Consider the following 26,337-nt stretch of genomic DNA (forward strand, 5'->3'; position numbering starts at 1 on the left):
CGAGAATGGCCGAATACCCCCCGCTCATCTCACCTCGCGGCATAGCGTCGAAGCGGACCGGACACCCCGGGCCGTGGCGTCGAGCCGGAGGGAAAGAGACCGTACTTCCTTCTACGTCACGCAACGGCGCGCGACAGGAGTCAGAGGACAATGCAGACCAAGCTGGACGAAGCCAAGGCCGAGCTGCTCGAGAGGGCCGCCCGGGTAGCTGAGAACAGCCCGGTCGGGGGGCACCTACCGACCGGGACCAAGGGCGAGGGCTCCCCGGGCACCCCGGACAGCGAGTCCATGCTCGCGTTCCTCCAGCGCTACTACCTGCACACCGCCCCGGAAGACCTCACCGACCGCGACCCGGTCGACGTTTTCGGCGCCGCGGTCTCGCACTACCGTCTCGCCGAGAACCGCCCCCAGGGCACGGCGAACGTGCGGGTCCACACCCCGACCGTGGAGGAGAACGGGTGGACCTGCAGCCACTCGGTCGTGGAGGTCGTCACCGACGACATGCCCTTCCTCGTCGACTCGGTCACCAATGAGCTGACCCGGCGCGGGCGCGGCATCCATGTCGTCGTCCACCCGCAGTTCGTGGTCCGGCGCGACCTCACCGGCAAGCTCATCGAGGTCCTGCCGACCCCACCGGGCGGTGACCTGCCGCACGACGCGCACTTCGAGTCCTGGATCCACGTCGAGATCGACCGGGAGACCGACCGCGCCGACCTGAAGCAGATCACCGCCGATCTGCTGCGCGTGCTGTCCGACGTGCGCGAGGCCGTCGAGGACTGGGAGAAGATGCGGGAGTCGGCGGCCCGGATCGCCGACGGCCTGGAGAGCGAGCCCGTCCCGGGCGATCTGCCCCGGCCCGAGGTCGCGGAGGCCCGCGAGCTGCTGCGCTGGCTCGCCGACGACCACTTCACCTTCCTCGGCTACCGCGAGTACCAGCTGCGCGAGGACGACACGCTCGCCGCCGTGCCCGGCACCGGTCTCGGCATACTGCGCTCGGACCCGCACCACGCCGAGGACGAGCAGCACCCGGTCAGCCCCTCCTTCGAGCGGCTGCCGGCCGACGCCCGAGCCAAGGCCCGCGAACACAAGCTGCTCGTGCTGACCAAGGCCAACAGCCGGGCCACCGTGCACCGGCCGTCGTACCTGGACTACATCGGCGTCAAGAAGTTCGACGCGGACGGGAACGTCGTCGGCGAGCGGCGCTTCCTCGGTCTGTTCTCCTCCGCCGCCTACACCGAGTCCGTGCGCCGGGTGCCCGTCATCCGCCGCAAGGTGGACGAGGTGCTGGAGCGCGCCGGGTTCTCGCCCAACAGCCACGACGGCCGCGACCTGCTGCAGATCCTGGAGACCTACCCGCGCGACGAGCTGTTCCAGACGCCCGTCGCCGAGCTGCAGTCCATCGTGACCAGCGTCCTGTACCTGCAGGAGCGGCGGCGTCTGCGGCTCTACCTGCGCCAGGACGAGTACGGCCGCTACTACTCGGCCCTCGTCTACCTCCCGCGCGACCGCTACACCACCGGTGTCCGGCTGCGGATCATCGACATCCTGAAGGAGGAGCTCGGCGGCGTCAGCGTCGACTTCACCGCCTGGAACACCGAGTCGATCCTCTCCCGGCTGCACTTCGTGGTCCGCGTCCCGCCGGGCACCGTGCTGCCCGAGCTGTCGGACGCGGACAAGGACCGCATCGAGGCCCGTCTGGTCGAGGCCGCCCGGTCCTGGGCCGACGCGTTCGCCGAGGCGCTGACCGCCGAGTGCGGCGAGGAGCACGCGGCCGAGGTGCTGCGCCGCTACAACCACGCCTTCCCCGAGGGCTACAAGGCCGACCACACCCCGCGCGCCGCGGTCGCCGACCTGGTCCACCTGGAGCAGCTCAGCGAGGACAAGACGTTCAGCCTGAGCCTGTACGAGCCGGTGGGCGCCGGGCCGGAGGAGCGCCGGTTCAAGATCTACCAGAAGGGCGGCACCGTCTCCCTCTCGCACGTGCTGCCGGTGCTCAGCCGCCTCGGCGTCGAGGTCACCGACGAGCGGCCGTACGAGCTGCGCTGTGCGGACCGCACCACCGCCTGGATCTACGACTTCGGTCTGCGCATGCCCAAGGCGGGCAGCGGCGACCACCTCGCCGAGGACGCCCGTGAGCGCTTCCAGGAGGCCTTCGCCGCCACCTGGACGGGCAAGGCGGAGAACGACGGCTTCAACGCCCTGGTGCTGCGTGCCGGGCTGACCTGGCGGCAGGCGATGGTGCTGCGCGCCTACGCCAAGTACCTGCGGCAGGCCGGTTCGACCTTCTCGCAGGACTACATGGAGGACACCCTCCGCAACAACGTCCACACCACCCGGCTCCTCGTCTCGCTGTTCGAGGCGCGGATGTCGCCGGACCGGCAGAAGGCCGGCCTGGAGATCACGGATGCCCTGCTGGAGGAGCTGGACGCGGCCCTGGACCAGGTGGCGAGCCTGGACGAGGACCGGATCCTCAGGTCCTTCCTGACCGTCATCAAGGCGACCCTGCGCACAAACTTCTTCCAGGAGGCGCACGGCGGCAAGCCGCACGACTACGTCTCCATGAAGTTCGACCCGCAGGCCATCCCGGACCTGCCGGCGCCCCGCCCGGCGTACGAGATCTGGGTGTACTCGCCGCGGGTCGAGGGCGTGCACCTGCGCTTCGGCAAGGTCGCCCGGGGTGGCCTGCGCTGGTCCGACCGCCGTGAGGACTTCCGCACGGAGATCCTGGGCCTGGTCAAGGCGCAGATGGTGAAGAACACCGTCATCGTGCCGGTCGGCGCCAAGGGCGGCTTCGTCGCCAAGCAGCTGCCGGACCCGGCCAAGGACCGCGACGCGTGGCTGGCCGAGGGCATCGCCAGCTACAAGACGTTCATCTCGGCGCTGCTCGACATCACCGACAACATGGTCGCCGGCGAGGTCGTGCCGCCGCAGGACGTCGTCCGGCACGACGGCGACGACACCTACCTGGTCGTCGCGGCCGACAAGGGCACCGCGACCTTCTCGGACATCGCCAACGGGGTCGCCGAGAAGTACAACTTCTGGCTCGGCGACGCCTTCGCCTCCGGAGGAAGCGCGGGCTACGACCACAAGGGGATGGGCATCACCGCGCGCGGCGCCTGGGAGTCCGTGAAGCGGCACTTCCGTGAGCTGGGCGTGGACACGCAGTCCGAGGACTTCACGGTCGTCGGCATCGGTGACATGTCCGGTGACGTGTTCGGCAACGGCATGCTGCTGTCCGAGCACATCCGCCTGGTCGCCGCCTTCGACCACCGGCACATCTTCATCGACCCCACCCCGGACGCGGCCACCTCCTACGCCGAGCGCCGCCGCCTGTTCGAGCTGCCCCGCTCCAGCTGGGCCGACTACAACACCGAGCTGCTGTCGGCGGGCGGCGGGATCTTCCCGCGCAGCGCCAAGTCGATCCCGGTCAACAGCCACATCCGCGAGGCCCTCGGCATCGAGGGCAAGGTCGCCAAGATGACCCCGGCCGACCTGATGAAGGCGATCCTGCAGTCGCCGGTGGACCTGCTGTGGAACGGCGGCATCGGCACGTACGTGAAGGCGTCGGCGGAGTCGAACGCGGACGTCGGCGACAAGGCCAACGACGCCATCCGCGTCGACGGCAAGGACCTCAGGGTCAAGGTCGTCGGCGAGGGCGGCAACCTGGGCCTGACCCAGCTCGGCCGGATCGAGTTCGCTCTGCACGGCGGCAAGATCAACACCGACGCGATCGACAACAGCGCCGGCGTGGACACCTCCGACCACGAGGTGAACATCAAGATCCTGCTCAACAGCCTGGTCGCGGACGGCGACATGACCGTCAAGCAGCGCAACAAGCTGCTCGCCGAGATGACCGACGAGGTCGGTGCGCTGGTCCTGCGCAACAACTACGCGCAGAACACCGCCCTGGCCAACGCCCTGTTCCAGGCCAAGGACATGCTCCACGCCCAGCAGCGGTTCCTGCGCCACCTGGTGCGTGAGGGCCACCTGGACCGGGCGCTGGAGTTCCTGCCGACCGACCGTCAGATCCGCGAGCGCCTCGGCCAGGGCCAGGGCCTGACCAGCCCGGAGACCGCCGTCGTCCTGGCGTACACGAAGATCACGGTCGCCGAGGAGCTGCTGGCCACCTCCCTGCCCGACGACCCGTACCTGCGCAGCCTGCTGCACGCCTACTTCCCGACGGCGCTGCGCGAGCGGTTCGCGGACGCCGTCGACAACCACCCGCTGCGCCGTGAGATCACCACGACCGTGCTGGTCAACGACACGGTCAACACGGGCGGTACGACGTATCTGCACCGTCTGCGCGAGGAGACCGGCGCCTCCCTGGAGGAGATCGTCCGCGCCCAGACCGCGGCCCGCACGATCTTCTCCTCGGCCCCGGTGTGGGACGCGGTGGAGGACCTGGACAACAAGGTCGACGCGGCCGTCCAGACCCGGATCCGGCTGCACTCGCGCCGGCTCGTCGAGCGCGGCACACGCTGGCTGCTCAACAACCGGCCGCAGCCGCTGCAGCTCGCCGAGACGGTCGGGTTCTTCGCCGAGCGGGTCGAGCGGGTCTGGCAGGAGCTGCCGAAGCTGCTGCGCGGCGCGGACCTGGAGTGGTACCAGCACGTGTACGACGAGCTGTCCGCGGCCGGCGTCCCGGACGAACTCGCCACGCGCGTGGCCGGGTTCTCCTCCGCCTTCCCGACGCTCGACATCGTGTCCGTGGCCGACCGCATGGGCAAGGAGCCGCTCGACGTCGCCGAGATCTACTACGACCTCGCCGACCGGCTGAACATCACCCAGCTGATGGACCGCATCATCGAGCTGCCCCGTGCCGACCGCTGGCAGTCCATGGCCCGCGCCTCCATCCGCGAGGACCTGTACGCGGCGCACGCGGCGCTCACCGCGGACGTCCTCGCGGTCGGCAACGGCACCTCCACTCCCGAGCAGCGCTTCAAGGCCTGGGAGCAGAAGAACGCGCCCATCCTGAGCCGGGCGCGCACCACCCTGGAGGAGATCCGCGGTTCGGAGACCTTCGACCTCGCCAACCTGTCGGTGGCGATGCGGACGATGCGGACGCTGCTGCGCACGCACTCGTAGCCGTACGACGGTGAGAGCGCCCCGGGCCGACGACAGACCGGACCGGGGCGTTCCGCTTCTTGCCGACCCTTAGCCAAAAACGATCAGCGAATTTACCGTTTCCTGCTAATCGACGGCCTTCGGATAGGGTCGGCGCTGTGACTGTTCAACTCACCGAGATCACCGGGAGCCGCCCGGCAGCGCCCCCCGCGCCGGCTCCGGCCCGGCGGCCCGTCAAGCGGGTCGTGCTGGAGGTCGTGAAATTCGGGATCGTCGGCGGCAGTGGGGTCCTCGTCAATTTCCTGATCTTCAACCTGCTGCTGCACGGCCTGGGTTGGCAGGCGATGACCGCGACCGTCCTGGCCAGCTGTATCGCCATGGCGACCAACTACCTGGGCTTCCGCTATTTCGCCTATCGCGACCGGTCCTCGCGCACGAGCAGTCAGATCACCCTGTTCTTCGTCTTCAGCGGCCTCGGTGTCGTGATGGAAATCGGCCTGTTCTGGGTCGGTTACCACGGTTTCGGCCTGCACAGCGTGCTGGCATCGAATGCGGCGAAGGCTCTGTCGATCGTGCTCGCCTCCGCCTTCCGTTTCCTCGTCTACCGCACTTGGGTGTTCCAGCAGGATGCACACCGCACCGCCTGATACTGATCCGGTGAGCCGTACACCGTCCCCGCCGAGCGCCGCGTGGGCCGGCCGCGCCCTGCCGCGGGCCGCCGCCGCGCTCGTCGTCGTCCTCCTGCTCCTGGTGATCGTCCGCCTGCCCTGGACGGGCGACCTCGGCATGCACGCGGCCACCGTCCAGCGGCTGAGCCACAACCTGTTCCATCCCGGCAACCCGCTGGTCGACGCGGACACGCCGAGCCCCTACTACTCGCCGTGGATGCTGGTCCTGGGCGTGGTCGCCAAGCTGACCGGCCTTTCGGTGTTCGTGGTCCTGCGGCTCGCGGCGCTCGTCGGGTTGACCCTGCTCGTCACCGGCGTCTGGCGGTACGTCCGCACGCTCAGCTCCCATGGCATGGCGCCCGCGCTGGCGCTGCTCGGCCTGCTCTTCCTCTGGGGCCCGGTGCTGTTCAACTGGTCCGGCTTCCTGGGCCTGAACTCCCTTGCGCTGACGGTGTCGTACCCCAGTTGCTTCGCGCTCGGGCTCACCTTCCACTTCTGGGCCTGGGTCACGCGGGCGACGCGGGAGGAGACCGCGTGGGGAAGGTGGCTGTGGCTCGGTGTGCTGTGGGCACTGATTCTGCTGTGCCACCAGTTCACCGGCGTGGTGGCCTCTCTGGGCGCCCTGGCGATGGTGATCGCGGCGCGACCGAGCCGCTCGGTGCTGCTGCGACTGTCCGCCGCGCTCGCCCTGGGACTGCTCCTGCTGTGGCTGTGGCCGTACTACGACTTCTTCTCCCTCTTCTCCGCCGGCGCGGACCTGGAGGCCATCCACGAGCCGCTGTACGAGGACCTGGCCGCACGGTTCGGCCTGGTGCTGCTCGGGGTCGCGGCGCTGGTGCTGCGCTTCCGCCGCGACCGCTGGGATCCGCTGGTCCTGTTCTTCGTCCTCGGCGTGCTGGTGTTCGCCGCGGGCGGGCTGTCCGGCCACTACTCCTGGGGCCGCGCCCTGCCCGCCGCGCTGATCCCGGCGCAGCTCGCGGCCGCGCTGGAGGCCGTGTCGGCCGGGCGCCGGGCGGTGCGCGTCGGCTGGGCATGCGTGTTGGGTGCCGCCCTGCTCGTCGGCGCGTGGACGCAGGTGGGGACGCTCGGGTATGTGACGGGGCGTGCTGCTCTGCCGTCCGTGGTCGCCTCGAAGTACCGGACGCCGTGGGTGGGGTACCACTGGATCACGCCGTGGGTGAAGTACGGGGACGTGGTGATGGCCCGGACGACTCCGGCGCGGCAGATCCCCGCGTATGGGCCGTACACCGTGGCGCCGGGGTATCCGGATGTGTTCCTGAAGGACGCCGCGCGGCGGGAGGCGGCGGTGGGCCGGTACTTCGCCGCGGGGACCTCCGCTGCTGAGCGGGCCGGGATTCTGCGGGAGTACGGCGTGAAGTGGGTCGTGGGTGGGAAGAGCCTGGCGGGGCCGGGGCTCCGGAGGGTGACCGCGGGTCCGGCCGGACAGGTCCTGTACCGAGTGGTGCCCTGAGCTGCGCCCACCCGTGCCGTCCCCGCGCCCCGAGGGGCGCGGGGAACTGCGCGATCAGCCACAACCGACCCGCAGTCGCCCACGCGCCCTCGGTACAGCGGCGCTTCGGGACCGGCCGTCCTACCTCAGCACGCTGGACAGCAGCTTCGCCGCCTTGCGGATCTTCGGCCGGGCCACCTTCTGGACGACCGGGCGGATGACACGTGCCGTGACTCCCACCGGCCGCCAGCGGAGCTGCAGGCGGCCGGGGTTGCGGCCCTCCGGTTCGATGGTGAGCTCGTGCGGGGTCGCACCGGAGCGGTACTCGATGCGGGCCGTGAGGGTGGGGAAGAAGAGCGGCGCCAGCAGGAGGCCGGAGTTGGCCAGGCCCTGCTGGTGCAGGCGCACCAGAGGGTGACGTACCCCGGAGAAGCCCTGCAGGGGGAGCGGAGCCTCGGTCAGGTCCAGGTGCACCGTGCCCTCGAAGACACCGGGGCGGACCGGGTCGAGGCGGAAGGGCACCGTCATGCGGCGGTTGCCGGGGGAGAGGACCAGACCGGCTCGCTGCGGACCGACCGGCAGGCGCAGACCCGGGTCGTACGTGCGAATGGCCAGGGTGAGCGAAGCACCGGCGCCGGGGGTCAGCTCCGTGATCTCGTGCCGGAACTGCGCGCTCGGGAACGGCCGCGTGTCCAACTCCAGGTCCGAAACCTCCAGTTCGCGCCGGGCGCGGTCGGAGGAGGGCACGCTGTCGCCCCAGTACGGGACACCGGACGCGTCGGCCGTGACCTGCCGCGGCGCCACCCCGTGCCCGAGACCGCGGGCCGCGAGCCGTACGTCGTCCAGGCGGCCTTCCCGCAGCAGCTCCAGCACCACCCGCTCGGGGCGGGGCAGGCGGGTGTACGCACCCGGGGACAGCGTCTCCAGGTACGGGTTCATGATGTCGGCGAAGGCGGCCAGCCACTCCTCGTCCCGGTAGGGCAGGTCGCCCGCGTACATCCGGAAGTCGTGCTTGAGGAACTTGAAGTCCTTGTCCTCGCGCAGCCCGGCGTGACCGCTCTCCACCAGGAAGTCGTCGATCAGGCGCTGGACGTGGACGCGGTCGCGGACGTTCGTGACCTTGTGCCGCTGGTTCGAGATCGAGGCGGTCGCCGCCGCCGCGAACGGGTCGATGTACCAGACGTACACCGGGTCCGGAATGATCGTGAACGCCTTCGCCAGGCAGTACGCCTGCGCCGAGAACAGCTGGTCCTCGTAGTGGATGCCCTCCGGGAAGCGCAACTCGTGCCGGTCCAGGAAGGAACGCGCGTACATCTTGCTCGTCGACAGGTGCTCGAACAGCAGCCGCGGGTCGGCCTCGATGCCCTCCACCGTGCGGCGCTCGGCGACCAGGTGCGGCATCCACGTCGTACGGCGGCCGTTGTCCACCCGCACCCGGCGCACCGCGCCCATGGTGAAGTCCACCTCGCGCTCGCGGTGCGCGGCGAGCAGCAACTCGACCGCACGCGGCGGAAGTTCGTCGTCGCTGTCGAGGAACATCAGATACGGCGCCCGGGCGATCTCGACGGCCCGGTTGCGCGGGGCGCTGCACCCGCCGCTGTTCTCCGGCAGGCGGAGGTAGCGGATGCGGTCGTCCTGGGCCTCCAGCCGGCGCGCCACGGTCGGCGTGTCGTCGGTGGAGTGGTCGTCGCTGATGATGATCTCGATGTTCGCGTGCGTCTGCGCGCGCAGCGAGGCGACTGCCCGGGGCAGGCGGGCGGCGTCGTTGTAGACGATGACCGTCACCGTCACGTCGGGGGTCGTCATGCCGAGGCCTCCTCGGGGGTCGGGGCGGGGGTGCGTTCCTCCAGCGGGATCACCGGTGGCAGTGACTCCTCCGGTTCGCCCAGGAACACCCGTCGTACGACCCGTTCGGCGGCGCGGCCGTCGTCGTACTCGCAGAACCGGCGCCGGAAGGCGGCCCGCGCCTTCGCCGCGCTCTCGTCGCGCCAGGCGCCGGAGACGAAGATCTCCGTCAGCTCCTCCTGGGTGCGGGCGACCTGGCCGGGGTGTTCCGCCATCAGGTCGAAGTAGACGCCGCGGGTGGTCCGGTAGGTCTCCCAGTCGTCGGCGTAGACGACGATCGGCCGGTCGAGGTTGGCGTAGTCGAACATGATCGACGAGTAGTCCGTGACCAGCGCGTCGGCGGCCAGGCACAGCTCCTCGACGGGGTCGTAGGAGGAGACGTCGATGATCCGGCCGGAGCGGCGCAGACCGGTCAGCGGGGAGGCGGCGCCGCCGTAGAAGTAGTGGGCGCGGACCAGGAGCACGGTGTCCTCGCCGAGGCGGTCGGCGAGGGCCGCGAGGTCCAGGCGCGGGGTGAAGCCGGCCTCGTAGTCGCGGTGCGTGGGCGCGTAGAGGACGGCCGTCTTGCCGCGCGGGATGCCGAGGCGTTCGCGGGCGGCGCGGACATCGGCGGCCGTGGCCGAGTAGAAGACGTCGTTGCGCGGGTAGCCGTAGTCCAGCGAGGTGTAGCGCGCCGGGTAGGCACGCTCCCACATGCGGGTGGAGTGGCTGTTGGCGCTGACGCTGTAGTCCCACTTGTCGATGCGGGCCAGCAGGGCGTCGAAGTCCAGGCCCTTGGCGGCGGCCGGGTGTTCCATCTGGTCCAGGCCCATGCGCTTGAGCGGGGTGCCGTGGTGGGTCTGGAGGTGGATCGCGTCGGGGCGCTTGACCACCGCGTTGGGGAAGTTGACGTTGTTGACGAGGTACTTGGCGGTGGCCAGGGTCTCCCAGTAGCGGCGGGTGCCGGGGATCACATGGTCGGTGCCGGGCGGCAGCAGGGCCTCGTTGCTCTTCGACACCACCCACACCGGGTGGATGTGCGGGGCGAGTTCGCGGAGCTTGGCGGCGATCGCGGCCGGGTTGCAGGCCACTCCGCGCTCCCAGTAGGCGGCGAACACGGCGAGGTCCGGGTCGACCGGGCGGGCCAGGGCGCGGTGGTACTGCTGGTCGCGGAGCTTGGCGCCGACCTGCTTCTTACGGGTCCGTACGGCCTTCTTGGCGGCGCGGCGGGTGCGGTTGGCGGCCTGGAACGCGCGGTACTTGGTGTACGCGCCCTCCTCCAGCAGGGCGTGCCGTACGCCCTCCACGCCCGCCGGGCGTTCGTGGTTCTCGGGGCGCCAGCGGACCGCGGCGAGGGAGGCGCGGCGGAAGAACTCGCGGGCCACCGCGTCGGGCAGGTTCTCGCCGGCGAAGGTGCGCACGAGGTCGCGCATCATCAGGTCGTAGAGCACCGTGCGGGCGGCGCGGCGGTCCTTGGCGAGGGCGAGCAGCGACTCGTAGCGGCCGATCAGCTCGAACCGGTCCTCGGGGGCGAGCGGCGGCAGGCTCTCGGGGCGCAGTTCACGGTTCTCGTACGCCACCTGGTTCAGGCAGGCGACCCGGTCGGCGTGCAGCAGGGCGGCGTGGGCGGCCTGCGGTTCGTCGTCGGTGGTGAGGTGCTGCTCGTGTGCCCGCCAGAACTCGGCGCGCAGGGCGCGGTTGCCGAGCAGCGGGGTGAGGCGCAACAGGTCGGCGGCCTCGTCCAGGGGCAGGCTCTCGCGGCCGACGGCGGCGAGGAGCCGGCCGTCGCGGGAGGGGGTGCCGGCGGTCTGCCAGGTGGTGGTGAGGTGGTCGAAGACGAGTACGTCCACCCCGGCGCCGTCGGTGGCGTCCAGCTCGGCGGTGCGCTCGGCGATCAGCCGGGAGGCGCCCGCCGGCAGGCTGTCCTTGGCGTGGACGAAGTGCAGCCAGCGGCCGGTCGCACGGGCGGCGCCGGCGGCCCGGGCGGCCGCGTCACCGGTGCCTTCCGGCAGCGGTACGACCACCGTCTCGGGGGCGTGGCTCTCGGCCGTCTCCCGCGCCCAGTCGCCGACCGCGGCGACGATGACCTCGGCGGCGGGGACGGGGTGGGCTTCCAGGGAGTCCAGCAACTCTGTCAGATGCCCCTGTGCGTTCGGTCCGTAGACGATGACGCTGAGTTGGGGCATCGCAGTGGACTCCTTTGGTTCGTGGGCTGGGGCCGCCCTTCATAACATACTGTCACTAAGCGGATGAAAGGGATATCCGCGCTCACGGTAAGAGGACGACAGTATGGAAGAGGGTATTCCGTAGCCTAGGGTTTCACTTCCGGCAACTTCTACGCTGCCTTCTTACCAGCGGCCTTCTTGTCGCTCTTGTCACCGGTGAAGGCCTCGTACTCCTTCATGACGTCCTCGGTGGGGCCGTCCATGCGCAGCTCGCCGCGCTCCAGCCAGATGGTCCGCTCGCAGGTGTCGCGGATCGACTTGTTGTTGTGGCTGACCAGGAAGACCGTACCCGCTGTCGCGCGCAGCTCGCGGATCCGTTCCTCGGAGCGCATCTGGAACCTGCGGTCGCCGGTGGCCAGGGCCTCGTCGATCAGCAGGACGTCATGGTCCTTGGCGGCGGCGATGGAGAAGCGCAACCGGGCGGCCATGCCGGAGGAGTACGTGCGCATCGGGAGGGTGATGAAGTCGCCCTTCTCGTTGATGCCGGAGAAGTCGACGATGTCCTGGTAGCGCTCCTTGATCTGCTCGCGAGTCATGCCCATGGCCAGGCCGCCGAGGTAGACGTTGCGCTCCCCGGTCAGGTCGTTCATCAGGGCCGCGTTGACGCCGAGCAGGGAGGGCTGGCCATGGGTGTAGATGTGGCCGTTCTCCACCGGCAGCAGGCCGGCGACGGCCTTGAGCAGCGTGGACTTGCCGGAGCCGTTGGTGCCGATCAGGCCGATCGCCTCGCCCTTGTAGGCGACGAACGACACGTTCTTCACCGCGTGCACCCGGCGCACACCGGCCGCCTTCTCCGCCTGCTTGCGGCGCAGGATGCGGTTGAGGGCGGCGGTGGCGGAGCCGCGGCCGGAGCCGGTGCCGTTGACCCGGTAGACGATGTCGACGCCGTCGCAGACGACGGTGGGGATCCTCTCGGCCTGGGAGAGGCGCTCGAGCCTCTCCCGCATCATGCGCTCGTCGGGAGTCTCCTCGCCCTTCTCGTCGGGGTTCTCGGGGTTCTCGGGATTCTGCTCAGCCACGGCCGTACTTCTCCTCTGCCTTCCAGAAGTAGATGAAGCCGCCGACGCCGATGACCAGCGCCCAGCCGATCGCCGTCGGCCACACGTGCGGGGGCAGCTGCTTGGCGTGGAAGCTCTTGATCAGGGCGAAGCGCATGAGGTCGATGTAGACCGCGGCCGGGTTGGTCTGCAGCAGAACCGTGACGATGTGCGGCAGGTGGTCCTTCTTGGTGAGCTTGGCGATGCTCCACATCACGCCGGACACGTACATCCAGGTGCGCAGCACGAACGGCATCAGCTGGGCGATGTCCGGGGTCTTCGCGCCCATCCGCGCCATGATCATCGCCATGCCCGCGTTGAACACGAACTGCAGGACCAGCGTGGGGATCACCAGCAGCCAGGAGACGGAGATCGGCACGCCCAGGCTGAGCAGGATGACGACCAGCGCGGCCATCGAGAACAGCAGCTGCTGGAGCTGCTGGATGCAGAAGGAGATCGGCAGGGCGGCGCGCGGGAAGTGCAGCGCGCGCACCAGGCCGAGGTTGCCGGAGATCGCGCGGGTGCCCACCTGGATCGAGCTCTGCGTGAACGTCCAGACGAACACGCCGGTGACAAGGAACGGGATGTAGTCCGGGACCCCGTGCTTCGTGCCGAGCAGCACACCGAAGATGAAGTAGTAGACCGCCGCGTTCAGCAGCGGGGTCATGACCTGCCAGATCTGGCCGAGTTTCGCCTCGCTGTACTGAGCGGTGAGCTTGGCAGTGGCGAAAGCGGTGATGAAGTGGCGCCGGGCCCACAGCTGGCGGACGTACTCCGGCAGGCTGGGGCGGGCGCCACTGACCGACAGGCCGTGGCGGGCGGCCAGTGCCGCGAGGTCGTCGTCGGCCGGGGCCTGGGTGGGGGGCGGTGTGTCGAGGACCTGGCTCACATCCGCTGCTTTCACTCGGGGGAGGGGATGCCGCGGCCCGGCCGGCAGCCGGGGCGCGCACGGTCACGAGGTCCGACGCTTCCTTACGATTCTCTTCACGTTCTCTTACGTCGGGACGGGACCGTATCGTCGCATCGCGAGCGTAGAACGAATCGACGTCGGAACGCAACCGTTTCGTCGTAACGGCAATATGCTGTGGGACATGACGACGAACGCCGACGAGCCCTCGACGCGTGCGCGCCGGCGGACCCCTGCCGGGGCCGCCGTACTCAGGGAGGATGTGACCGAGGCCATCCGGGCGGCGGTCTTCGAGGAACTCGCGGCGGTCGGATACGCGCGGATGTCCATCGAGGGCATCGCGCGGCGCGCGGGCGTCGGCAAGACGGCGGTGTACCGGCGGTGGCGGTCCAAGCTGCACCTGGTCCTGGACGTCGTCTCGGCGATGGCGGTGCTCGGCCTGCCGGTCCCCGACACGGGCTCCCTGGAGGGCGACCTCCGCCTCCTCTACGAGGTGACGTCCCGCGCCCTGCGCCACCCGGTCGCCTCGCAGATCATCCCCGACCTGCAGGCGGAGGCGGCCCGCAATCCCGACATCGCCGACGCCTTCCAGAAGGCCCTGCGGGACGGCCAGGAGGGCGTGGCCAGCAAGATCGTCGCGGCGGCGGAGGAGCGCGGGGAGGTGCGCGCGGGCGTCGATCCGGACCTCGCGCTCGACCTGATCTCCGGCCCGTTGTACTGGCGCGCGGTGGTGATTCGCTCCCCGAAGCTGCCCAAGGGCTATCTGGAGCATCTGGCCCGGGCCACGGCGGGGGCGCTCAAGGCGTTGTGAGCTGCGGCACGCCTGCCCGGCTACCCGGGTACGACCAGCCGCTCGGCCAGTTCGGCCAGGTCCTGGGCGCGCAGTACGCGGTCGGCGAATCCCGGTAGCGGCACGTGCAGGAGTTCGGTCCAGCGTTCCGGTATGGCGCCGGCCCCGTACGTAGCCCCCGCCAGCGCCCCGGTGACCGCCGCCACCGTGTCCGTGTCCCCGCCGAGGTCGATCGCCGCGCGGACCGCTCCCTCGTACGACGTCGTGGTCCGCAGCGCCCATACGGCCGAGCCCAGGCAGGGCCACACCGCGCCGTTGAACTCGGTTGCCTGGTCGGGGTGCCAGTCGGGGGAGAGGACCACCGAGTATCGCCGCCGGTGATCGGGGTGGAGGGCGGCCAGGGTTTCCGGTACGGCGCCGAGCGGGTCCCGGCCCTCCAGGGCCACGCGGACCAGGTCGTGCAGCACCGCCGTGCCCTCCCACGCCGCGCGGTCGCCGTGGGTGAGCGCGGAGAGACGGCGGGCGGCGTCCATGGTGGGCTCGCGGCCCTCGCGGGCGAAGTGCACCGCGGATGGGGCCGCCCGCATCAACGCGCCGTTGCCCGCGGCCCGTTGGTTCACCTGGAAGTGCAGTGCGGCGGCCGTGTCCCAGGGGTCGCCACCGGTCAGGACCGCCTCCGTCTGGAGGCCGATGTCCTTCGGGTCGGCCGCCGCCCACCGCTGGAAGCGCCGGAAGACATCGGGCAGGTCCAGGCCGCCGTGGTCCAGCAGGGACTCGGCGACCAGGACCGCCATCTGGGTGTCGTCCGTCGCCTCGCCGGGCTCCCAGCCCCCGCCTCCGCACATCTCGCCGCCGTGTCCGGGGCGGGGGAAACGGGCGGAGAAGGCGCCCTCGGGGCCGAACTCGAAGGGCGCTCCGAGGGCGTCCCCGACGGCGGAGCCGAGTACGGCGCCGATCGCGCGTTCGAGACCTGCGGGAACGTTCACCCGCGGAGCCTACGACCGCGCCGCCTCCGGGTGGTGGTGCACCCAGCCCTCCCAGGCCGAGGTGATCATGTCCTGGACGTCGTACTTGGCCTGCCAGCCCAGTTCCGTGCCGATGCGGTTGGCCGAGGCGACGACGCGTGCCGGGTCGCCGGGGCGGCGCGGGGTGACGGTCGGCGGGCGGTCGTAGCCGGTGACCGCGTTGATGCGGTCGATCATCTCGCGGACCGACACCCCCTCGCCGCGACCGATGTTGAGGGTCAGATCACTGCCGGGGGAGGAGGCCAGGGCGCGGGCGACGGTGACGTGGGCCTCGGCCAGGTCGACCACGTGGATGTAGTCGCGCACACAGGTGCCGTCCGACGTCGGGTAGTCGTCGCCGAAGATGCGCGGCGGCGCGCCCTCGGTGAGCTTCTCGAAAACCATCGGGATGAGGTTGAACACACCGGTGTCGGCGAGTTCGGGGCCGGCCGCGCCCGCCACGTTGAAGTAACGCAGGGACGCCGTGGACATGCCGGTCGCCCTGCCCGTCGCGCGGACCAGCCACTCGCCGGCCAGCTTCGTCTCGCCGTAGGGGGACAGCGGCAGACAGGGGGTCTCCTCCGTCACCAGGTCGACGTCCGGCATGCCGTAGACGGCGGCCGAGGAGGAGAAGACGAAGGACGGGACCTCCGCCTTCGTCACCGCGTCCAGGAGGGTGCGCAGACCCTCCACGTTCTCCCGGTAGTAGTGCAGCGGTCGCTCCACCGACTCGCCCACCTGCTTCTTCGCCGCCAGGTGCACGACCCCGGTGATCTCGTGCTCGGCGAGCGTGCGGGCGACCCGCTCGGCGTCCAGGACCGAGCCCCGCACCAGGGGGACCCCGGCCGGCACGCGCTCGGCGACGCCGGTGGACAGATCGTCGTAGACGACCGTGCGCTCGCCCGCCTCGGTCATCGCCCGTACGACATGTGCCCCGATGTATCCGGCACCGCCGGTGATCAGCCAGGTCATTGCGGCCGTCTCCTCGTCAGTTGGCCCGTTCAGCTGCTCGGTGGAGCAGCGGGCGTCTCTCTCAGTGAAGCAGTGGGCGTCCCGCCGGATCAGCGGGTGTCCCGGTGAAGCGCTGGGTGTCAGTGAAGCAGGCGGCGGAGTCGGCTGCGCGCCACCTGCCACACCCCGCGCACGCCGGTCGCCATGCGCACGGCCAGCGCGCCGGAGTGCGTGGCGTACGGCTGCACCAGGAGCACGACGTGCCGGGCGCTCGGGACGGCGCGTCGGCCGAGCCGTCCGGCGCCCGCCAGGGCGTGCGCCGTCACTTCGCGCTCTGCGCCGTCGGCGAAGCGCACGGTCAGCCGCAGATCCCAGGTACCCGCACCGAGCCCGGCCAGGTCGACGGGCAACTCGGCCGACCACCAGCTGTCCGGGCCTGTCTCCGCCCCGGAAGGCACGAGCGGAACCGTCATGCGCCCGTGTGTGCGGTCGTCGTCGCGGGAGTGCCACTCCACGTCCATCTCGCGTGGGCCCGCCTCGGCCACCCTGCCGTACAGCTCGTGCAGTCGCAGCCGGAGCAGCGAGGTACGCGCGCGTGCCTGCAGTTCCGCGTCGATCGCGAGCGGGAGGATGCCGGTGGGGCGGGTCAGGAGCGGGGTCAGGGTGACCTGGGGGAGGTCGGCGGACCAGATCGGGACGCCGTCGGCCGTGCGGGCGTAGGGCGGCAGCAGGCGCGCCGGCCGGGCGGCCAGCTCGCGCAGCCGGGGCAGGTCGCGGGGCTCGGGCGACTCCAGGACGACCCGCGCGAGCAGCCGGCCCGGAGCGCCCGGGTTCAGCTCCCAGTCGGCGGCGTCATAGCCCGCGAGGTACTCCCGGGTGTGCTCCCACCACGCGCGCCGGTAGTCCGCGTCACGCAACCCCAGCTCACGCGCGTACATACGCACCTCGTGGTCGAGGAACTTGGCCCGCGCCGCCCGCGCCAGCTCCTTCTGCCCGGCGCTCAGCAGGATCTCGTACGCCAGCGCGCACGCCGTCACGCGCGCCTTCCAGTTGTCGATGTGCTCCCGGTCCAGCGAGAGCGACAGCTGCTCGGCGGCACGGCGCACATGCCACACGTACACGAGGTCCGGTATGAGCGCGAGGCGCGGGCCGGCGGCCAGCACGCGCGCGGTGAAGACGATGTCCTCGTAGAGGAAGCGGCCCTCGGGGAAGCGGATGTCATGCTCGCGCAGGAAGTCGGTGCGGTACAGCTTGTTGACGCACAGCGTGTCGTGGACCAGGCGCGGCCGCTGCGAGGGGCGCGCGAGCACGGTGTGCGCCGTGTAGAGGGGCGCCTGCCAGGGTTGTTCGCGCTCCGACGGCAGCTCCCGGCGCACGCACAGCCCGCTCGTGACCTCGGCGTGCGCCCCGGTGGCCGCCGCCAGCAGCGCGTCCACCGCGCCGGGCGGCAGCACGTCGTCGCTGTCCAGGAACATCACGTACGGTGTGGTCACCGCGTCGATCCCGGCGTTGCGCGGGCTGCCGCAGCCACCGCTGTTCACATCCCGGCGCACCACCCGCAGCCTGGGCTCGTCGGCGGCCAGCCGGTCGAGCAGCTCGGCGCTGCCGTCCGTGGAGCAGTCGTCCACGGCGACGACCTCGGCGACCGCCGGCCCCTGGGCGAGCGCCGAGCGCACGGCATCACCCACATGGGTACTGTCGTTGTAGCCGATGACGACGACACCGACCTGCGCTGGGCGCGGCGACTCGGCGGTACCAGCTGTATCGGATGTGTCGGTCGGGTCTGATCGCATCGGGTCCACAGGGCGGGAGCGTAGGATTCTTCGGTAATAAGGCGTTAAGAAAGACTTAGCGCGCGGTCCGGAAGACGGTCGGAACCGGCTCGGGGTTCCGTTGTTTGCACGGTCTTTTCATCCGGACCCGTCGATCGCCACAGCCGCATGAACGAGAGTACGGCCGCGGCCGCCAGGATGCCGTTGCGGGCCAGCATCAGCAGACAGCCCGCCCAGGTGCCGTTGACCACCTCGGCGTAGTGCATCGGGAACACCAGGGTGCTCAGCGCGGCCGCCGCGAGGACCAGCGCCGCCACCGGCCGCTGGCTGGTGTGCCGCGAGGTCAGGCACACCGCGGCGAGACCGAGCAGCCAGACCATGTACTGGGGGCTGATCACCCGGCTGGTGACCGTGAACAGCAGCACCGCGCTCAGCGCCGCGTCGTACGGCGTGGCCTCGCTCCAGCGCTGCGCCTGCAACCGCCACAGCACCAGCAGCGTGAGGGAGACCGACGTCAGCGTCAGGGAGAGGGTGGCGACGGCGTACACGTGCGGGCCGACCAGCTCGGTGGCGCCGTACTGGTAGCGCGCCCGGCCCGGCCAGCCGGCGTGCCGCGCCAGGTTCAGCACCGTACCGCCGAGCGACTCGATCTGCACGCCCCGCCCGCCCTGCCCCTGCAGAAAGGACAAGGGGTGGTCGAACAGCACGGCGAGTGCTCCGAGGGAGGCGGTTCCGGCGGCCGCCGCCCATCCCCACGCCCGGCGTGACGCCGGACCCCGGGGCGTGCCCAGCAGCACCAGCGCCGGCCACACCTTCACCAGCGCTCCCAGCGCCCCGAGCACCCCGCACGCGCGCGTGGAGCGCTTCAGCATCAGCAGGGAGAGCACCGCGAGGGCGGTGACCTGGACGTCGTACCGGGCGAGCGGGAGGTGCAGCAGCAGCGGCAGCCCGCCCGTCCACAGCGCCGCGCCGAGCAGGCTGTGCCCGGGACGTCCGCCCGCGTGGGTCAGCGCCGCCGTGACCAGCGCGTCCATGGCCAGCGTGAGCACGACGAAAGCCTGGAAGTACGGCAGCCACGGCAGCAGGCGCGGCGCCAGCAGCAGCACGCCGGCGCCCGGCGGGTACTGCCACAGCACGTCGTGCGTCGGGAACGCGCCGTGCGCGAGGACGCCGTACCACTCGACGTACAGCCGCGACACCTCACGGGACACCGTGCCCCCGCCGAGCAGCGGGGTGTCGTCGTGTGCGAGCAGCCACAGCATCAGGGCGCGGCTCGCCAGCCAGAGGGCAGTGACGCCGAGCGCCGAACGGGAGTTGACACGGAGACGGTTCATCGCATGGGAGCCTAAGCGCCGCGAATGGAGTATCTCCGCCGATACGCCGTCATGACCGGAAAAGGCTGGCTCATCGCAAAAGATCGGGCGGACCGTGGTGAACGTCGGGCTTCTTGTGAAACCGCAGTCGCGCAGGACGGCTGCGACGGCGGTCGTCGCGCCGGTGGGCGGGGCGGCGCGCGTGCCCCGCGGCCACCGCGCCCGGCTCGGCCGCCGCACCGCCGTGGGGGTGCCCGCGCTGGTCATGCTCGCGGTCGGGCTCTGGGGGCTGGACCGGGGCGGGATGTGGCGCGACGAGGCGGTCAGCTTCCAGGTCGGCCGGCGTACGGTGCCGCAGATCTGGCTGCTGCTGCACGATGTGGACGCCGTGCACGGGCTGTACTACCTCCTTGTGCACGCCGTGCTCACCGTTCACCCCGGCGAGGTCGTGCTGCGGCTGCCGTCGGTGTGCGCGGCGGCGGTGACGGCCGCGCTGGTGGCCGCACTCGGCACCCGGCTGGCCCGGCCGCGCGTCGGACTGTGGGCCGGGCTGCTGTACGCCGTCGTGCCGATGACCGGCCACTACGCGCAGGAGGGCCGCAGCTACGCCCTGGTCGCCGCCGGGGCCACCGGGGCGACGCTGCTGTTCGTCCGCGCCGTGCAGCACGGTTCCACGGGTTCCTGGGCCGCGTACGGCGCCGTCCTCGCACTCACCTGCTGGCTGCACGAGTTCGCGGTGCTGCTGCTGTGCGCCCACGCTGTGTCACTGGCGCTGGGCCGGGTCGGGGGGCGGGTGTTGCGGGCGTGGGGGTGTGCGGCGGGCGGGGTCGCGGTGTCGCTGGTGCCGATGGTTCTTGTGTCGCGGGGGCAGGCGGCGCAGGTGGCGTGGCTGCGGAGGCCTACGGCGGTGACGGCGGAAGGGCTGTTGCGGGCGTTTCTCGGGCCTTCGGGCGCGGTGTACGCGGTGTGTCTGGGCCTTGCGTTGCTCGGGTCGGCGGGACTTGTGGGGCGGCGGGGCGAGATCACTCTTGCGGGGGTGGCCTTGCCGTTGACGGTGGTGCCGCCCGTGGTGCTGATGCTGGCCTCCCAGGCCTCGCCGCTGTTCGTCGACCGGTATGTGCTGTACGCGCTGAGCGGGGCGCCGTTGCTGGTGGCGGCGGGGGCCGAACGGGTGGCGGGGGTGGTGGGTCGCCCTCTGAAGCGCCCTCTGCTGCGGCGCCGCAGGGTGGCGCGGTTTCCCCGGCACATCCCCATCGTCACCCTCATCGGTGTCCTGGCGATCGCGCTCGCCTTTCTCCATCAGCTCCCCCTCCTCCGCGCGGACCGCAGCCCGGGCACCCGGCCCGACGATCTCGCGGCCGTTTCACGGGTCGTGGCACGGGAGTTGGCGCCCGGGGACGCCGTGCTGTACCTGCCGGCGAGTGCGCGGAACGTGGCGCTGACCTATCCGGGCGCGTTCCGGGAGGCTCGGGATGTGGCCCTGGTGGAGGGGGCCGCCGGGTCGGGGACGCTCTACGGGCGGGAGGCCGGGCCTCGTCGGATGCGGTGGCGGATGGAACGGCTGGAGCGGGTGTGGGTCGTGGCGGACCCGGCTCTGCTCGCCGGGCGCTGGAGCCCGCGCAGGCCCACCGAGCGGGCCAAGCTCGCCGTACTGGGGCGGGACTTCACCGCGTGGGAGGAGGTCCGGCGGGGCGGGATGGCCGTACGGCTGTACGTCCGTGACGCCGGGAAGTCCCGTGACCCGGTCAAGCCCCCGTCGGCGCGGGCCGGGTCTCCTCGGCCGCCGCTGTGAGGGCCGCCGCGTCCAGCGCGGTCGTGAGCCGGTCGAGGCGTTCGCGCAGCTCGACGATCTCCGCCAGCTCGAAGCCGGTCGCCCGGGCGATGCGGCGCGGCACCTCCAGGGCCCGCTCGCGCAGCGCCGCGCCCTCCTCGGTGAGCCGGACCCGCACCGAGCGCTCGTCCTCGGCGCTGCGCTCCCGGCGCACCAGACCGGCCCCCTCCAGCCGCTTGACCAGCGGGGAGAGCGTGCCGGAGTCGAGCCGCAGATGCTCGCCGAGCTTCTTGACGGGCAGGTCGCCCTGCTCCCAGAGCACCAGCATGACCAGGTACTGCGGATAGGTGAGCCCGAGGTCCTTGAGGATCACCCGGTAGACGCCGTTGAAGGCGCGGGACGCGGCGTGCAGGGAGAAGCAGATCTGGCGGTCCAGGCGGAGCCAGTCGGCTTCGGGGGGGAAGGCCGGCGAGGTGGTCATGGGTCCAGGATAGCTCTTGCGGCCAATTTAGTTGTGCACAACTTAATTGTGTGCTCTACTCGGACTCGCAACCAAGCGACAACCACGCGACAACCTCGCGACGGACACCGCATCGAACGATCGAGAGGACGGGTCCCCATGGACGCGCTCTACACCGCAGTCGCCACCGCCACCCACGGCCGTGACGGTCGTGCCGTCTCCAACGACGGCAAGATCGACCTCAAGCTGGCCCCTCCGGTGGAGCTGGGCGGCAACGGCCAGGGCACCAACCCCGAGCAGCTCTTCGCCGCCGGTTACGCCGCCTGCTTCGGCAGCGCCCTCGGCCTCGTCGGCCGGCAGGCCAAGGTCGACGTCAGCGACGCCGCGGTGACCGCCGAGGTCGGCATCGGCAAGCAGGGCGAGGGCTTCGGGCTGAAGGTGACGCTGCGCGTCGAGCTGCCCGACACCGTGGACGAGGCGACCGGCCGCAAGCTGGTCGAGACCGCCCACCAGGTCTGCCCCTACTCCAACGCCACCCGCGGCAACATCGACGTCGACCTCGTCATCGAGTGACCCACGCGTCCCGGGGTGCCGGTGGCCGACTCGGCACCGGCACCCCCGCGCCCTACGCCGACGTCAGCGTGCCCTGGCCGGCCGCCTGACCCGGGATCCGGACCTCACCCGGGCCGCTCATCGGCTCGCCGAGCAGCAGCGTCCGTACGACCCGCTCGGCGGCCCGGCCGTCGTCGAACTCGCAGAACCGGGCCCGGAAGAGCGCGCGCAGCCGCGCCGACTCCTCGTCCCGCCAGGACCCCGAGGCGAACAGCCAGGCCAGCTCGCGGTAGGAGCGGGCGACATGGCCGGGCGGCTCGGCGGTGATGTCGAAGTAGGCGCCCCGGCTCGCCGTGTACGCGGGCCAGTCGTCGGCGTGCACCACGATCGGCCGGTCCAGACAGGCGTAGTCGAACATCACCCCCGAGTAGTCCGTGACGAGCACGTCCGAAGCGAGCAGGACGTCCTCGACGCACGGCTCGTCGGTCGCGTCGACCACGATCCCGCGCCGGGCCAGCTCGGCCAGCCCCATCCCGCGCGCGGGACCGGTCGCCAGCGACGGGTGCAGCCGGACCACCAGCGTGAGCCCCCCGCCCCGGCCCCCGCCACGCAGCTCACCCCTGCCTTCGCCCAGGCTTTCGCCCAGGTCCGCCGCGAACCGGCCGAGGTCGATCCGGTCCACATGCCCGCTGCGGCGGTAGTCCCGGCGGGTCGGCGCGTACAGCACGACCGTGTCCGTCTCCGGGATGCGGTACCGCTGCCGGAAGTCACTGGCACCGCCGTTCACGAGCACGTCGTTGCGCGGGCTGCCCGTGCGCAGCGAGGTGAAGTGGCAGGGATAGGCCCGTTCCCAGACCAGCTCGGAGTGGCGGTTGGCGACCAGGCTGTAGTCCCAGCGGTCGGCCCGGCGCAGCAGCTGCGGCACGTCGAGGCCGAGCCGGGCGCCCGGCTTGTCCAGCAGGTCGGCGCCCATGTACTTCAGCGGGGTCCCCTGGTGGGTGTGGATGTGCACGCTGCCGGGCCGCTTGGCGATCGTGCCGGGCCAGTTGACGTCGTTCACGAAGAACTTCGCCCGCGCCGTGACCTCCAGACAGCGCCGGGAGCCCAGGACCACGTGCTCCACCTCGGGCGGCAGCCGGGCGGCGGTCTCCTCGTCCTTCACCACCCACACCCCGCGCAACTGCGGGGCGATCTCCCGGGCCTTGGCGTACACGGCGGCCGGGTCGCCCAGCATGCCCCGGTGCGAGGACGCCGAGTAGACGACCAGGTTCGGGTCCAGCGGCCGGTGCGCGTGCACGGCCGCCCAGCCGGCGCGGGCCCGCGCGGCGGCCACGTCCCGGACCAGACCGGCACCGCGCGCCGCCTCCTCCCCGGCGCGCGCCGCCTGCCGTCTGATCCGGTACGCCGTCCAGGAGCCCTGCAGCAGGCCGGCCTCGCCGCCGGTCAGGGCGCCCTCCGCCGGCTTGTGACGGCGGAACATCTCCCGCGTGCGCCGGAAGAACTCGGCCTTGTCGGCGGGCGGCAGCCGGTCCGGCTTGGCGAGGATGTCCAGGCAGTGCTCGCCCATCTTGCGGTGCAGATACGGCCGCCAGTGCGCGAGCCGAGGGTGCTGCTCGACGAACGCGAAGACCCGCTCGTACTGGTCGTGGATGTCGAAGTGCTTGCGGCTGGTCGTGGACAGGATGTTGCCCTGCCGGCGCTGCCGGTAGTTCAGGCAGATCCGGTCCAGCGCGGCGATCCGCCGGGCGCTGAGCATGACCGGGAAGGTCCAGGGCGTGTCCTCGTAGTAGCCCGGCGGGAACGCGAAGCCCTCCGACACCACGAACTCCCGCCGGTAGACCTTGTTCCACACCACCATCAGCAGGTCCAGGATCCGCGGGAACTCGTCGGCGGTGAAGGTGTCCGGGCCGGCCTCGGCGAGCACCTCGGCCAGGGCGTTGCGCCGGGTGCCGCCCCACCAGTAGGTGCGCGCGTAGTCGAAGACCAGCACGTCGGGGTCCGCGGCCTCCGCCAGCCGGTCGGCGATGGCCCGCAGCGCGCCCGGGGTGAGGGTGTCGTCGCTGTCCAGGAAGAACAGGTAGTCGCCGGTGGCGTGCGGCATCCCGGCGTTGCGGGCCCGGCCGAGGCCCACGTTCTCCGGCAGGTGCAGCACCTGCACGCGCGGGTCGCGCTCGGCGTACTCGTCGAGGATCGCGCCGCAGCCGTCCGGGGAGCGGTCGTCCACGGCGATCAGCTCGAAGTCGCTGAAGGACTGCAGCAGCACCGAGTCCAGGCACTCGCGCAGAAAGCCCTGCACCTTGAAACAGGGCGCGATCAGACTGAAGCGGGGCACGGCGGGTCAGCTCCTCACGAGGGTCGCGGCGGCCGGGGCGGGGACGCGCTGTGCGAGCGGGATCACGGGCGGGACCGCCTCCGGCGGCTCGCCGAGCAGCACCCGCCGTACGACGCGCTCGGCGGCCCGGCCGTCGTCGAACTCGCAGAACCGCTCCCGGAACGCGGCCCGCAGCGCCGCGGCCTCCGCGCCTGCGTACGAGCCGTCACGGAAGACGGCGGCCAGCTCCTTCGGGGTGCGCGCGACCGGTCCCGGCGGCTCGGCCGGCAGGTCGAAGTAGACGCCCCGCGTCTCCCGGTACACCTCCCAGTCGTCGGCGTACACGACGATCGGCCGGTCCAGGTTGGCGTAGTCGAACATGATCGAGGAGTAGTCGGTCACCAGCGCGTCCGCCGCCAGGCACACGTCCTCCGAGGAGCGGTGCGCGGTGACGTCGATGACGCGGCCGTCGCCGCGGCCGAGCGACCCCTGGTCGTAGAAGTAGTGGGCGCGCAGCAGCACGACGACGTCCTCGCCGGCCGCCTCGCAGAAGGCCTCCAGGTCCAGGCCGGGCTCGAAGCCGGTGTGGTGGTCGCGGTGGGTGGGTGCGTAGAGGACGGCCGTGCTGCCCTCCGGGACGCCCAGCCGCCGTCTGATCCGCGCCACGTCCTCGGCGGTCGCCGTGCAGTAGACGTCGTTGCGCGGATAGCCGTACTCCAGCGCCTCCCAGGAGCCGGGGAAGGCGCGCTCCCACATCTGGGTGGAGTGGCGGTTGGCGGAGAGGTTGAAGTCCCAGCGGTCCACCCGGCCCAGCAGCCTGGTGAAGCTGCCCGACTGCGCCGCCACCACCGGGTACGTCGACTGGTCCACGCCCATCGTCTTCAGCGGGGTGCCGTGCTGGGTCTGGAGGTGCACACTGCCGGGGCGCTTGACGATCCCCTCGGCGAAGTTGGCGTTGTTGATCAGGTACTTGGCCCGGGCCAGCACCTCCCAGTAGCGGCGGGAGCCGATCACCGCGTACTCCACGTCCTCCGGCATCGCGTGCGCCTGGTCGGCCTCGACCAGGAACACCGAGCGGATGTCCGGGGCGAGTTCGCGGGCCTTGGCGTGGATCGCGGCCGGGTTGCAGGCGTAGCCCCGGCCCCAGTAGGCGCAGTACACGGCCAGGTTCTCGTCGAGCGGGCGGCGCAGATCGCGGATGTAGCGCAGCCGGGTGCGCACCGCGCGCGGGCGCGGCAGGCGCTCGGCGGCGTTCGAGGCCAGCTGGTTGGCGCCGCGCAACGCCCGGAACGCGCTGTACGCCCCGGTCGCCAGCAGCCGGTGCTGCACGCCCAGGCTGCCGTCCGGCGCCCGGAAACCGGCCGGCCGGTGGCGCCGGTAGAGCCGGGCGGCGCGGCGGAAGAACGCCCGGTGCCCGGACGGCAGCCGCTCGGGCCGGGACGCGGTCTTCAGCACACAGGCGAACAGCTGCTCGAAGAGCGCGCGCGCCCGCTCGGCGGGCAGCTCCTGTTCGGCGGCCCGGGTCAGCACCAGCTCCACCTGGTCGAGCAGGTCGTGCTGGTGCGGCCCCGGCAGATTGAGCCGGCTGCCCTGCCGGCGCAGCCGGTGCCGTACGACGACCCGGCGCAGCACCGCGATCCGCCCGGCCGCGAGCGTGGTGAGCCCGCCCCAGCCGAGGTCGGTGAAGTGGCTGTCCGGAAAGGTGAGTTCGTGCTCGGTGAGGAAGCCGCGGCGGTAGACCGCGCTCCAGGCCGGGAGCTGCACGCCGGTCAGCTCCGGCAGGTCGGCGGGGGCGAAGGCGTTTTTCGGGGCCCCGGCGAACAGGGGCCTGGCCGGGTTGGTCGGCTCGCCCTCCCACCAGGGGGCGCGCTCGTGCTCGGCATAGAGCACGTCCACGTCGGCGGTCTCGGTCAGCCGGGCGTCCAGCGCCGCGAGCGCGCCCGGCAGCAGCAGGTCGTCGCCGTCGAGGAACAGCACATACGCGCCGGTCGCGGCCCGGATCCCGGCATTGCGCGCCCCGCTCAGACCGGCGGACGGCGGCGAGTGGACCGGGATCACCCGGGAGTCCCGCTCGGCGTGTCCGGCGGCGACGGCGGCGGCCGGGGAGTCGGGGGCGTCGCAGACCGGGATCAGCTGCAGATCACCGAACGACTGGCCGAGGACCGAGTCCAGCGCCTGGGACAGCCGGGCGGCGACGCCGTGGGACGGGACGATGATGCTGAAGCGGGGCATGCTGTT

The 26,337-nt window shown here is 71.5% G+C and carries 17 protein-coding genes; 6 read left to right on the plus strand and 11 right to left on the minus strand.

The annotated features are described in order from the left end of the window. Positions 1 to 150: 150 nt before the first annotated feature. From ACFYOH_RS20075 to ACFYOH_RS20085, 3 genes are all read left to right on the plus strand, one after another. Positions 151 to 5,085 carry an NAD-glutamate dehydrogenase gene (locus ACFYOH_RS20075; RefSeq protein ID WP_388627258.1) on the plus strand — a complete coding sequence of 1,645 codons (4,935 nt, stop codon included), beginning with the start codon at positions 151 to 153 and terminating at the stop codon, positions 5,083 to 5,085. A 137-nt stretch (positions 5,086 to 5,222) separates the two neighbouring features. After that, on the plus strand, positions 5,223 to 5,711 hold the full coding sequence (locus tag ACFYOH_RS20080) for a GtrA family protein (protein WP_388627260.1): 489 nt from the start codon (positions 5,223 to 5,225) through the stop codon (positions 5,709 to 5,711). Continuing rightward, positions 5,692 to 7,203: a hypothetical protein gene (locus ACFYOH_RS20085; protein ID WP_388627262.1), complete on the plus strand. Its 1,512-nt coding sequence runs from the start codon at positions 5,692 to 5,694 to the stop codon at positions 7,201 to 7,203. Before ACFYOH_RS20080 ends, ACFYOH_RS20085 begins: the two co-directional genes overlap by 20 nt. A 120-nt stretch (positions 7,204 to 7,323) precedes the next feature. Here the strand turns inward: ACFYOH_RS20085 and ACFYOH_RS20090 are convergent, their stop codons facing one another. From ACFYOH_RS20090 to ACFYOH_RS20105, 4 genes are all read right to left on the minus strand, one after another. Then, complete coding sequence (locus ACFYOH_RS20090; protein ID WP_388627264.1) at positions 7,324 to 8,988, minus strand: glycosyltransferase family 2 protein; 1,665 nt, start codon at positions 8,986 to 8,988, stop codon at positions 7,324 to 7,326. Continuing rightward, positions 8,985 to 11,192 carry a CDP-glycerol glycerophosphotransferase family protein gene (locus ACFYOH_RS20095; protein ID WP_388627266.1) on the minus strand — a complete coding sequence of 736 codons (2,208 nt, stop codon included), beginning with the start codon at positions 11,190 to 11,192 and terminating at the stop codon, positions 8,985 to 8,987. Before ACFYOH_RS20095 ends, ACFYOH_RS20090 begins: the two co-directional genes overlap by 4 nt. A gap of 149 nt (positions 11,193 to 11,341) precedes the next feature. Continuing rightward, positions 11,342 to 12,178, minus strand: a complete 837-nt coding sequence (locus tag ACFYOH_RS20100) for an ABC transporter ATP-binding protein (protein ID WP_388627729.1) — start codon at positions 12,176 to 12,178, stop codon at positions 11,342 to 11,344. A 64-nt stretch (positions 12,179 to 12,242) separates the two neighbouring features. Next, the gene (locus tag ACFYOH_RS20105; RefSeq protein WP_388627731.1) at positions 12,243 to 13,157 is read right to left on the minus strand and encodes an ABC transporter permease; all 915 of its coding nucleotides are present in this window, start codon (positions 13,155 to 13,157) and stop codon (positions 12,243 to 12,245) included. A gap of 202 nt (positions 13,158 to 13,359) precedes the next feature. Here ACFYOH_RS20105 and ACFYOH_RS20110 point away from each other — a divergent pair, with 202 nt between their 5' ends. After that, the gene (locus ACFYOH_RS20110; RefSeq protein ID WP_388627268.1) at positions 13,360 to 13,986 is read left to right on the plus strand and encodes a TetR/AcrR family transcriptional regulator; all 627 of its coding nucleotides are present in this window, start codon (positions 13,360 to 13,362) and stop codon (positions 13,984 to 13,986) included. Between the two features lie 20 nt (positions 13,987 to 14,006). Here ACFYOH_RS20110 and ACFYOH_RS20115 read toward each other — a convergent pair whose 3' ends face one another. From ACFYOH_RS20115 to ACFYOH_RS20130, 4 genes are all read right to left on the minus strand, one after another. Continuing rightward, a complete protein-coding gene (locus tag ACFYOH_RS20115) occupies positions 14,007 to 14,951 on the minus strand; it encodes an ADP-ribosylglycohydrolase family protein (protein WP_388627270.1) in 945 nt (314 codons plus the stop codon). Positions 14,952 to 14,960: 9 nt separating this feature from the next. Further along, the gene (gene galE / locus ACFYOH_RS20120; protein WP_388627272.1) at positions 14,961 to 15,941 is read right to left on the minus strand and encodes a UDP-glucose 4-epimerase GalE; all 981 of its coding nucleotides are present in this window, start codon (positions 15,939 to 15,941) and stop codon (positions 14,961 to 14,963) included. A 119-nt stretch (positions 15,942 to 16,060) separates the two neighbouring features. Next, positions 16,061 to 17,713 carry a glycosyltransferase family 2 protein gene (locus ACFYOH_RS20125; protein WP_388627274.1) on the minus strand — a complete coding sequence of 551 codons (1,653 nt, stop codon included), beginning with the start codon at positions 17,711 to 17,713 and terminating at the stop codon, positions 16,061 to 16,063. A gap of 44 nt (positions 17,714 to 17,757) precedes the next feature. Further along, positions 17,758 to 19,026: a glycosyltransferase family 87 protein gene (locus ACFYOH_RS20130; protein WP_388627276.1), complete on the minus strand. Its 1,269-nt coding sequence runs from the start codon at positions 19,024 to 19,026 to the stop codon at positions 17,758 to 17,760. Between the two features lie 181 nt (positions 19,027 to 19,207). Between ACFYOH_RS20130 and ACFYOH_RS20135 the strand changes: the two genes are divergently transcribed. Beyond that, a complete protein-coding gene (locus ACFYOH_RS20135) occupies positions 19,208 to 20,797 on the plus strand; it encodes a glycosyltransferase family 39 protein (RefSeq protein ID WP_388627278.1) in 1,590 nt (529 codons plus the stop codon). On the opposite strand, the gene ACFYOH_RS20140 is transcribed toward ACFYOH_RS20135, so the two are convergent. Beyond that, entirely contained in the window at positions 20,751 to 21,257 is a 507-nt protein-coding gene (locus ACFYOH_RS20140; protein ID WP_388627280.1) for a MarR family winged helix-turn-helix transcriptional regulator, read from the minus strand. The genes ACFYOH_RS20135 and ACFYOH_RS20140 overlap by 47 nt on opposite strands. A 138-nt stretch (positions 21,258 to 21,395) precedes the next feature. On the opposite strand from ACFYOH_RS20140, the gene ACFYOH_RS20145 reads away from it, so the two are divergent. Next, entirely contained in the window at positions 21,396 to 21,809 is a 414-nt protein-coding gene (locus ACFYOH_RS20145; protein WP_388627282.1) for an organic hydroperoxide resistance protein, read from the plus strand. A 52-nt stretch (positions 21,810 to 21,861) separates the two neighbouring features. Here ACFYOH_RS20145 and ACFYOH_RS20150 read toward each other — a convergent pair whose 3' ends face one another. Both ACFYOH_RS20150 and ACFYOH_RS20155 read right to left on the minus strand, forming a co-directional pair. Continuing rightward, positions 21,862 to 24,120, minus strand: a complete 2,259-nt coding sequence (locus ACFYOH_RS20150) for a CDP-glycerol glycerophosphotransferase family protein (RefSeq protein WP_388627284.1) — start codon at positions 24,118 to 24,120, stop codon at positions 21,862 to 21,864. A 6-nt stretch (positions 24,121 to 24,126) separates the two neighbouring features. Beyond that, positions 24,127 to 26,331, minus strand: a complete 2,205-nt coding sequence (locus ACFYOH_RS20155) for a CDP-glycerol glycerophosphotransferase family protein (protein WP_388627286.1) — start codon at positions 26,329 to 26,331, stop codon at positions 24,127 to 24,129. Positions 26,332 to 26,337 lie beyond the last annotated feature (6 nt).

The organism is Streptomyces sp. NPDC007856, from assembly GCF_042868225.1.
In the GTDB taxonomy this organism is placed as follows: domain Bacteria; phylum Actinomycetota; class Actinomycetes; order Streptomycetales; family Streptomycetaceae; genus Streptomyces.

Bases quoted from the DNA above. Each gene is read 5' to 3' on its own strand.
- galE (WP_388627272.1), bottom strand. From the start codon at position 15,941: ATGACCTGGCTGATCACCGGCGGTGCCGGATACATCGGGGCACATGTC.
- ACFYOH_RS20100 (WP_388627729.1), bottom strand. From the start codon at position 12,178: ATGCGGGAGAGGCTCGAGCGCCTCTCCCAGGCCGAGAGGATCCCCACC.
- ACFYOH_RS20140 (WP_388627280.1), bottom strand. From the start codon at position 21,257: ATGACCACCTCGCCGGCCTTCCCCCCCGAAGCCGACTGGCTCCGCCTG.
- ACFYOH_RS20155 (WP_388627286.1), bottom strand. From the start codon at position 26,331: ATGCCCCGCTTCAGCATCATCGTCCCGTCCCACGGCGTCGCCGCCCGG.
- ACFYOH_RS20110 (WP_388627268.1), top strand. From the start codon at position 13,360: ATGACGACGAACGCCGACGAGCCCTCGACGCGTGCGCGCCGGCGGACC.
- ACFYOH_RS20130 (WP_388627276.1), bottom strand. From the start codon at position 19,026: ATGAACCGTCTCCGTGTCAACTCCCGTTCGGCGCTCGGCGTCACTGCC.
- ACFYOH_RS20090 (WP_388627264.1), bottom strand. From the start codon at position 8,988: ATGACGACCCCCGACGTGACGGTGACGGTCATCGTCTACAACGACGCC.
- ACFYOH_RS20145 (WP_388627282.1), top strand. From the start codon at position 21,396: ATGGACGCGCTCTACACCGCAGTCGCCACCGCCACCCACGGCCGTGAC.
- ACFYOH_RS20125 (WP_388627274.1), bottom strand. From the start codon at position 17,713: ATGCGATCAGACCCGACCGACACATCCGATACAGCTGGTACCGCCGAG.
- ACFYOH_RS20095 (WP_388627266.1), bottom strand. From the start codon at position 11,192: ATGCCCCAACTCAGCGTCATCGTCTACGGACCGAACGCACAGGGGCAT.
- ACFYOH_RS20075 (WP_388627258.1), top strand. From the start codon at position 151: ATGCAGACCAAGCTGGACGAAGCCAAGGCCGAGCTGCTCGAGAGGGCC.
- ACFYOH_RS20085 (WP_388627262.1), top strand. From the start codon at position 5,692: ATGCACACCGCACCGCCTGATACTGATCCGGTGAGCCGTACACCGTCC.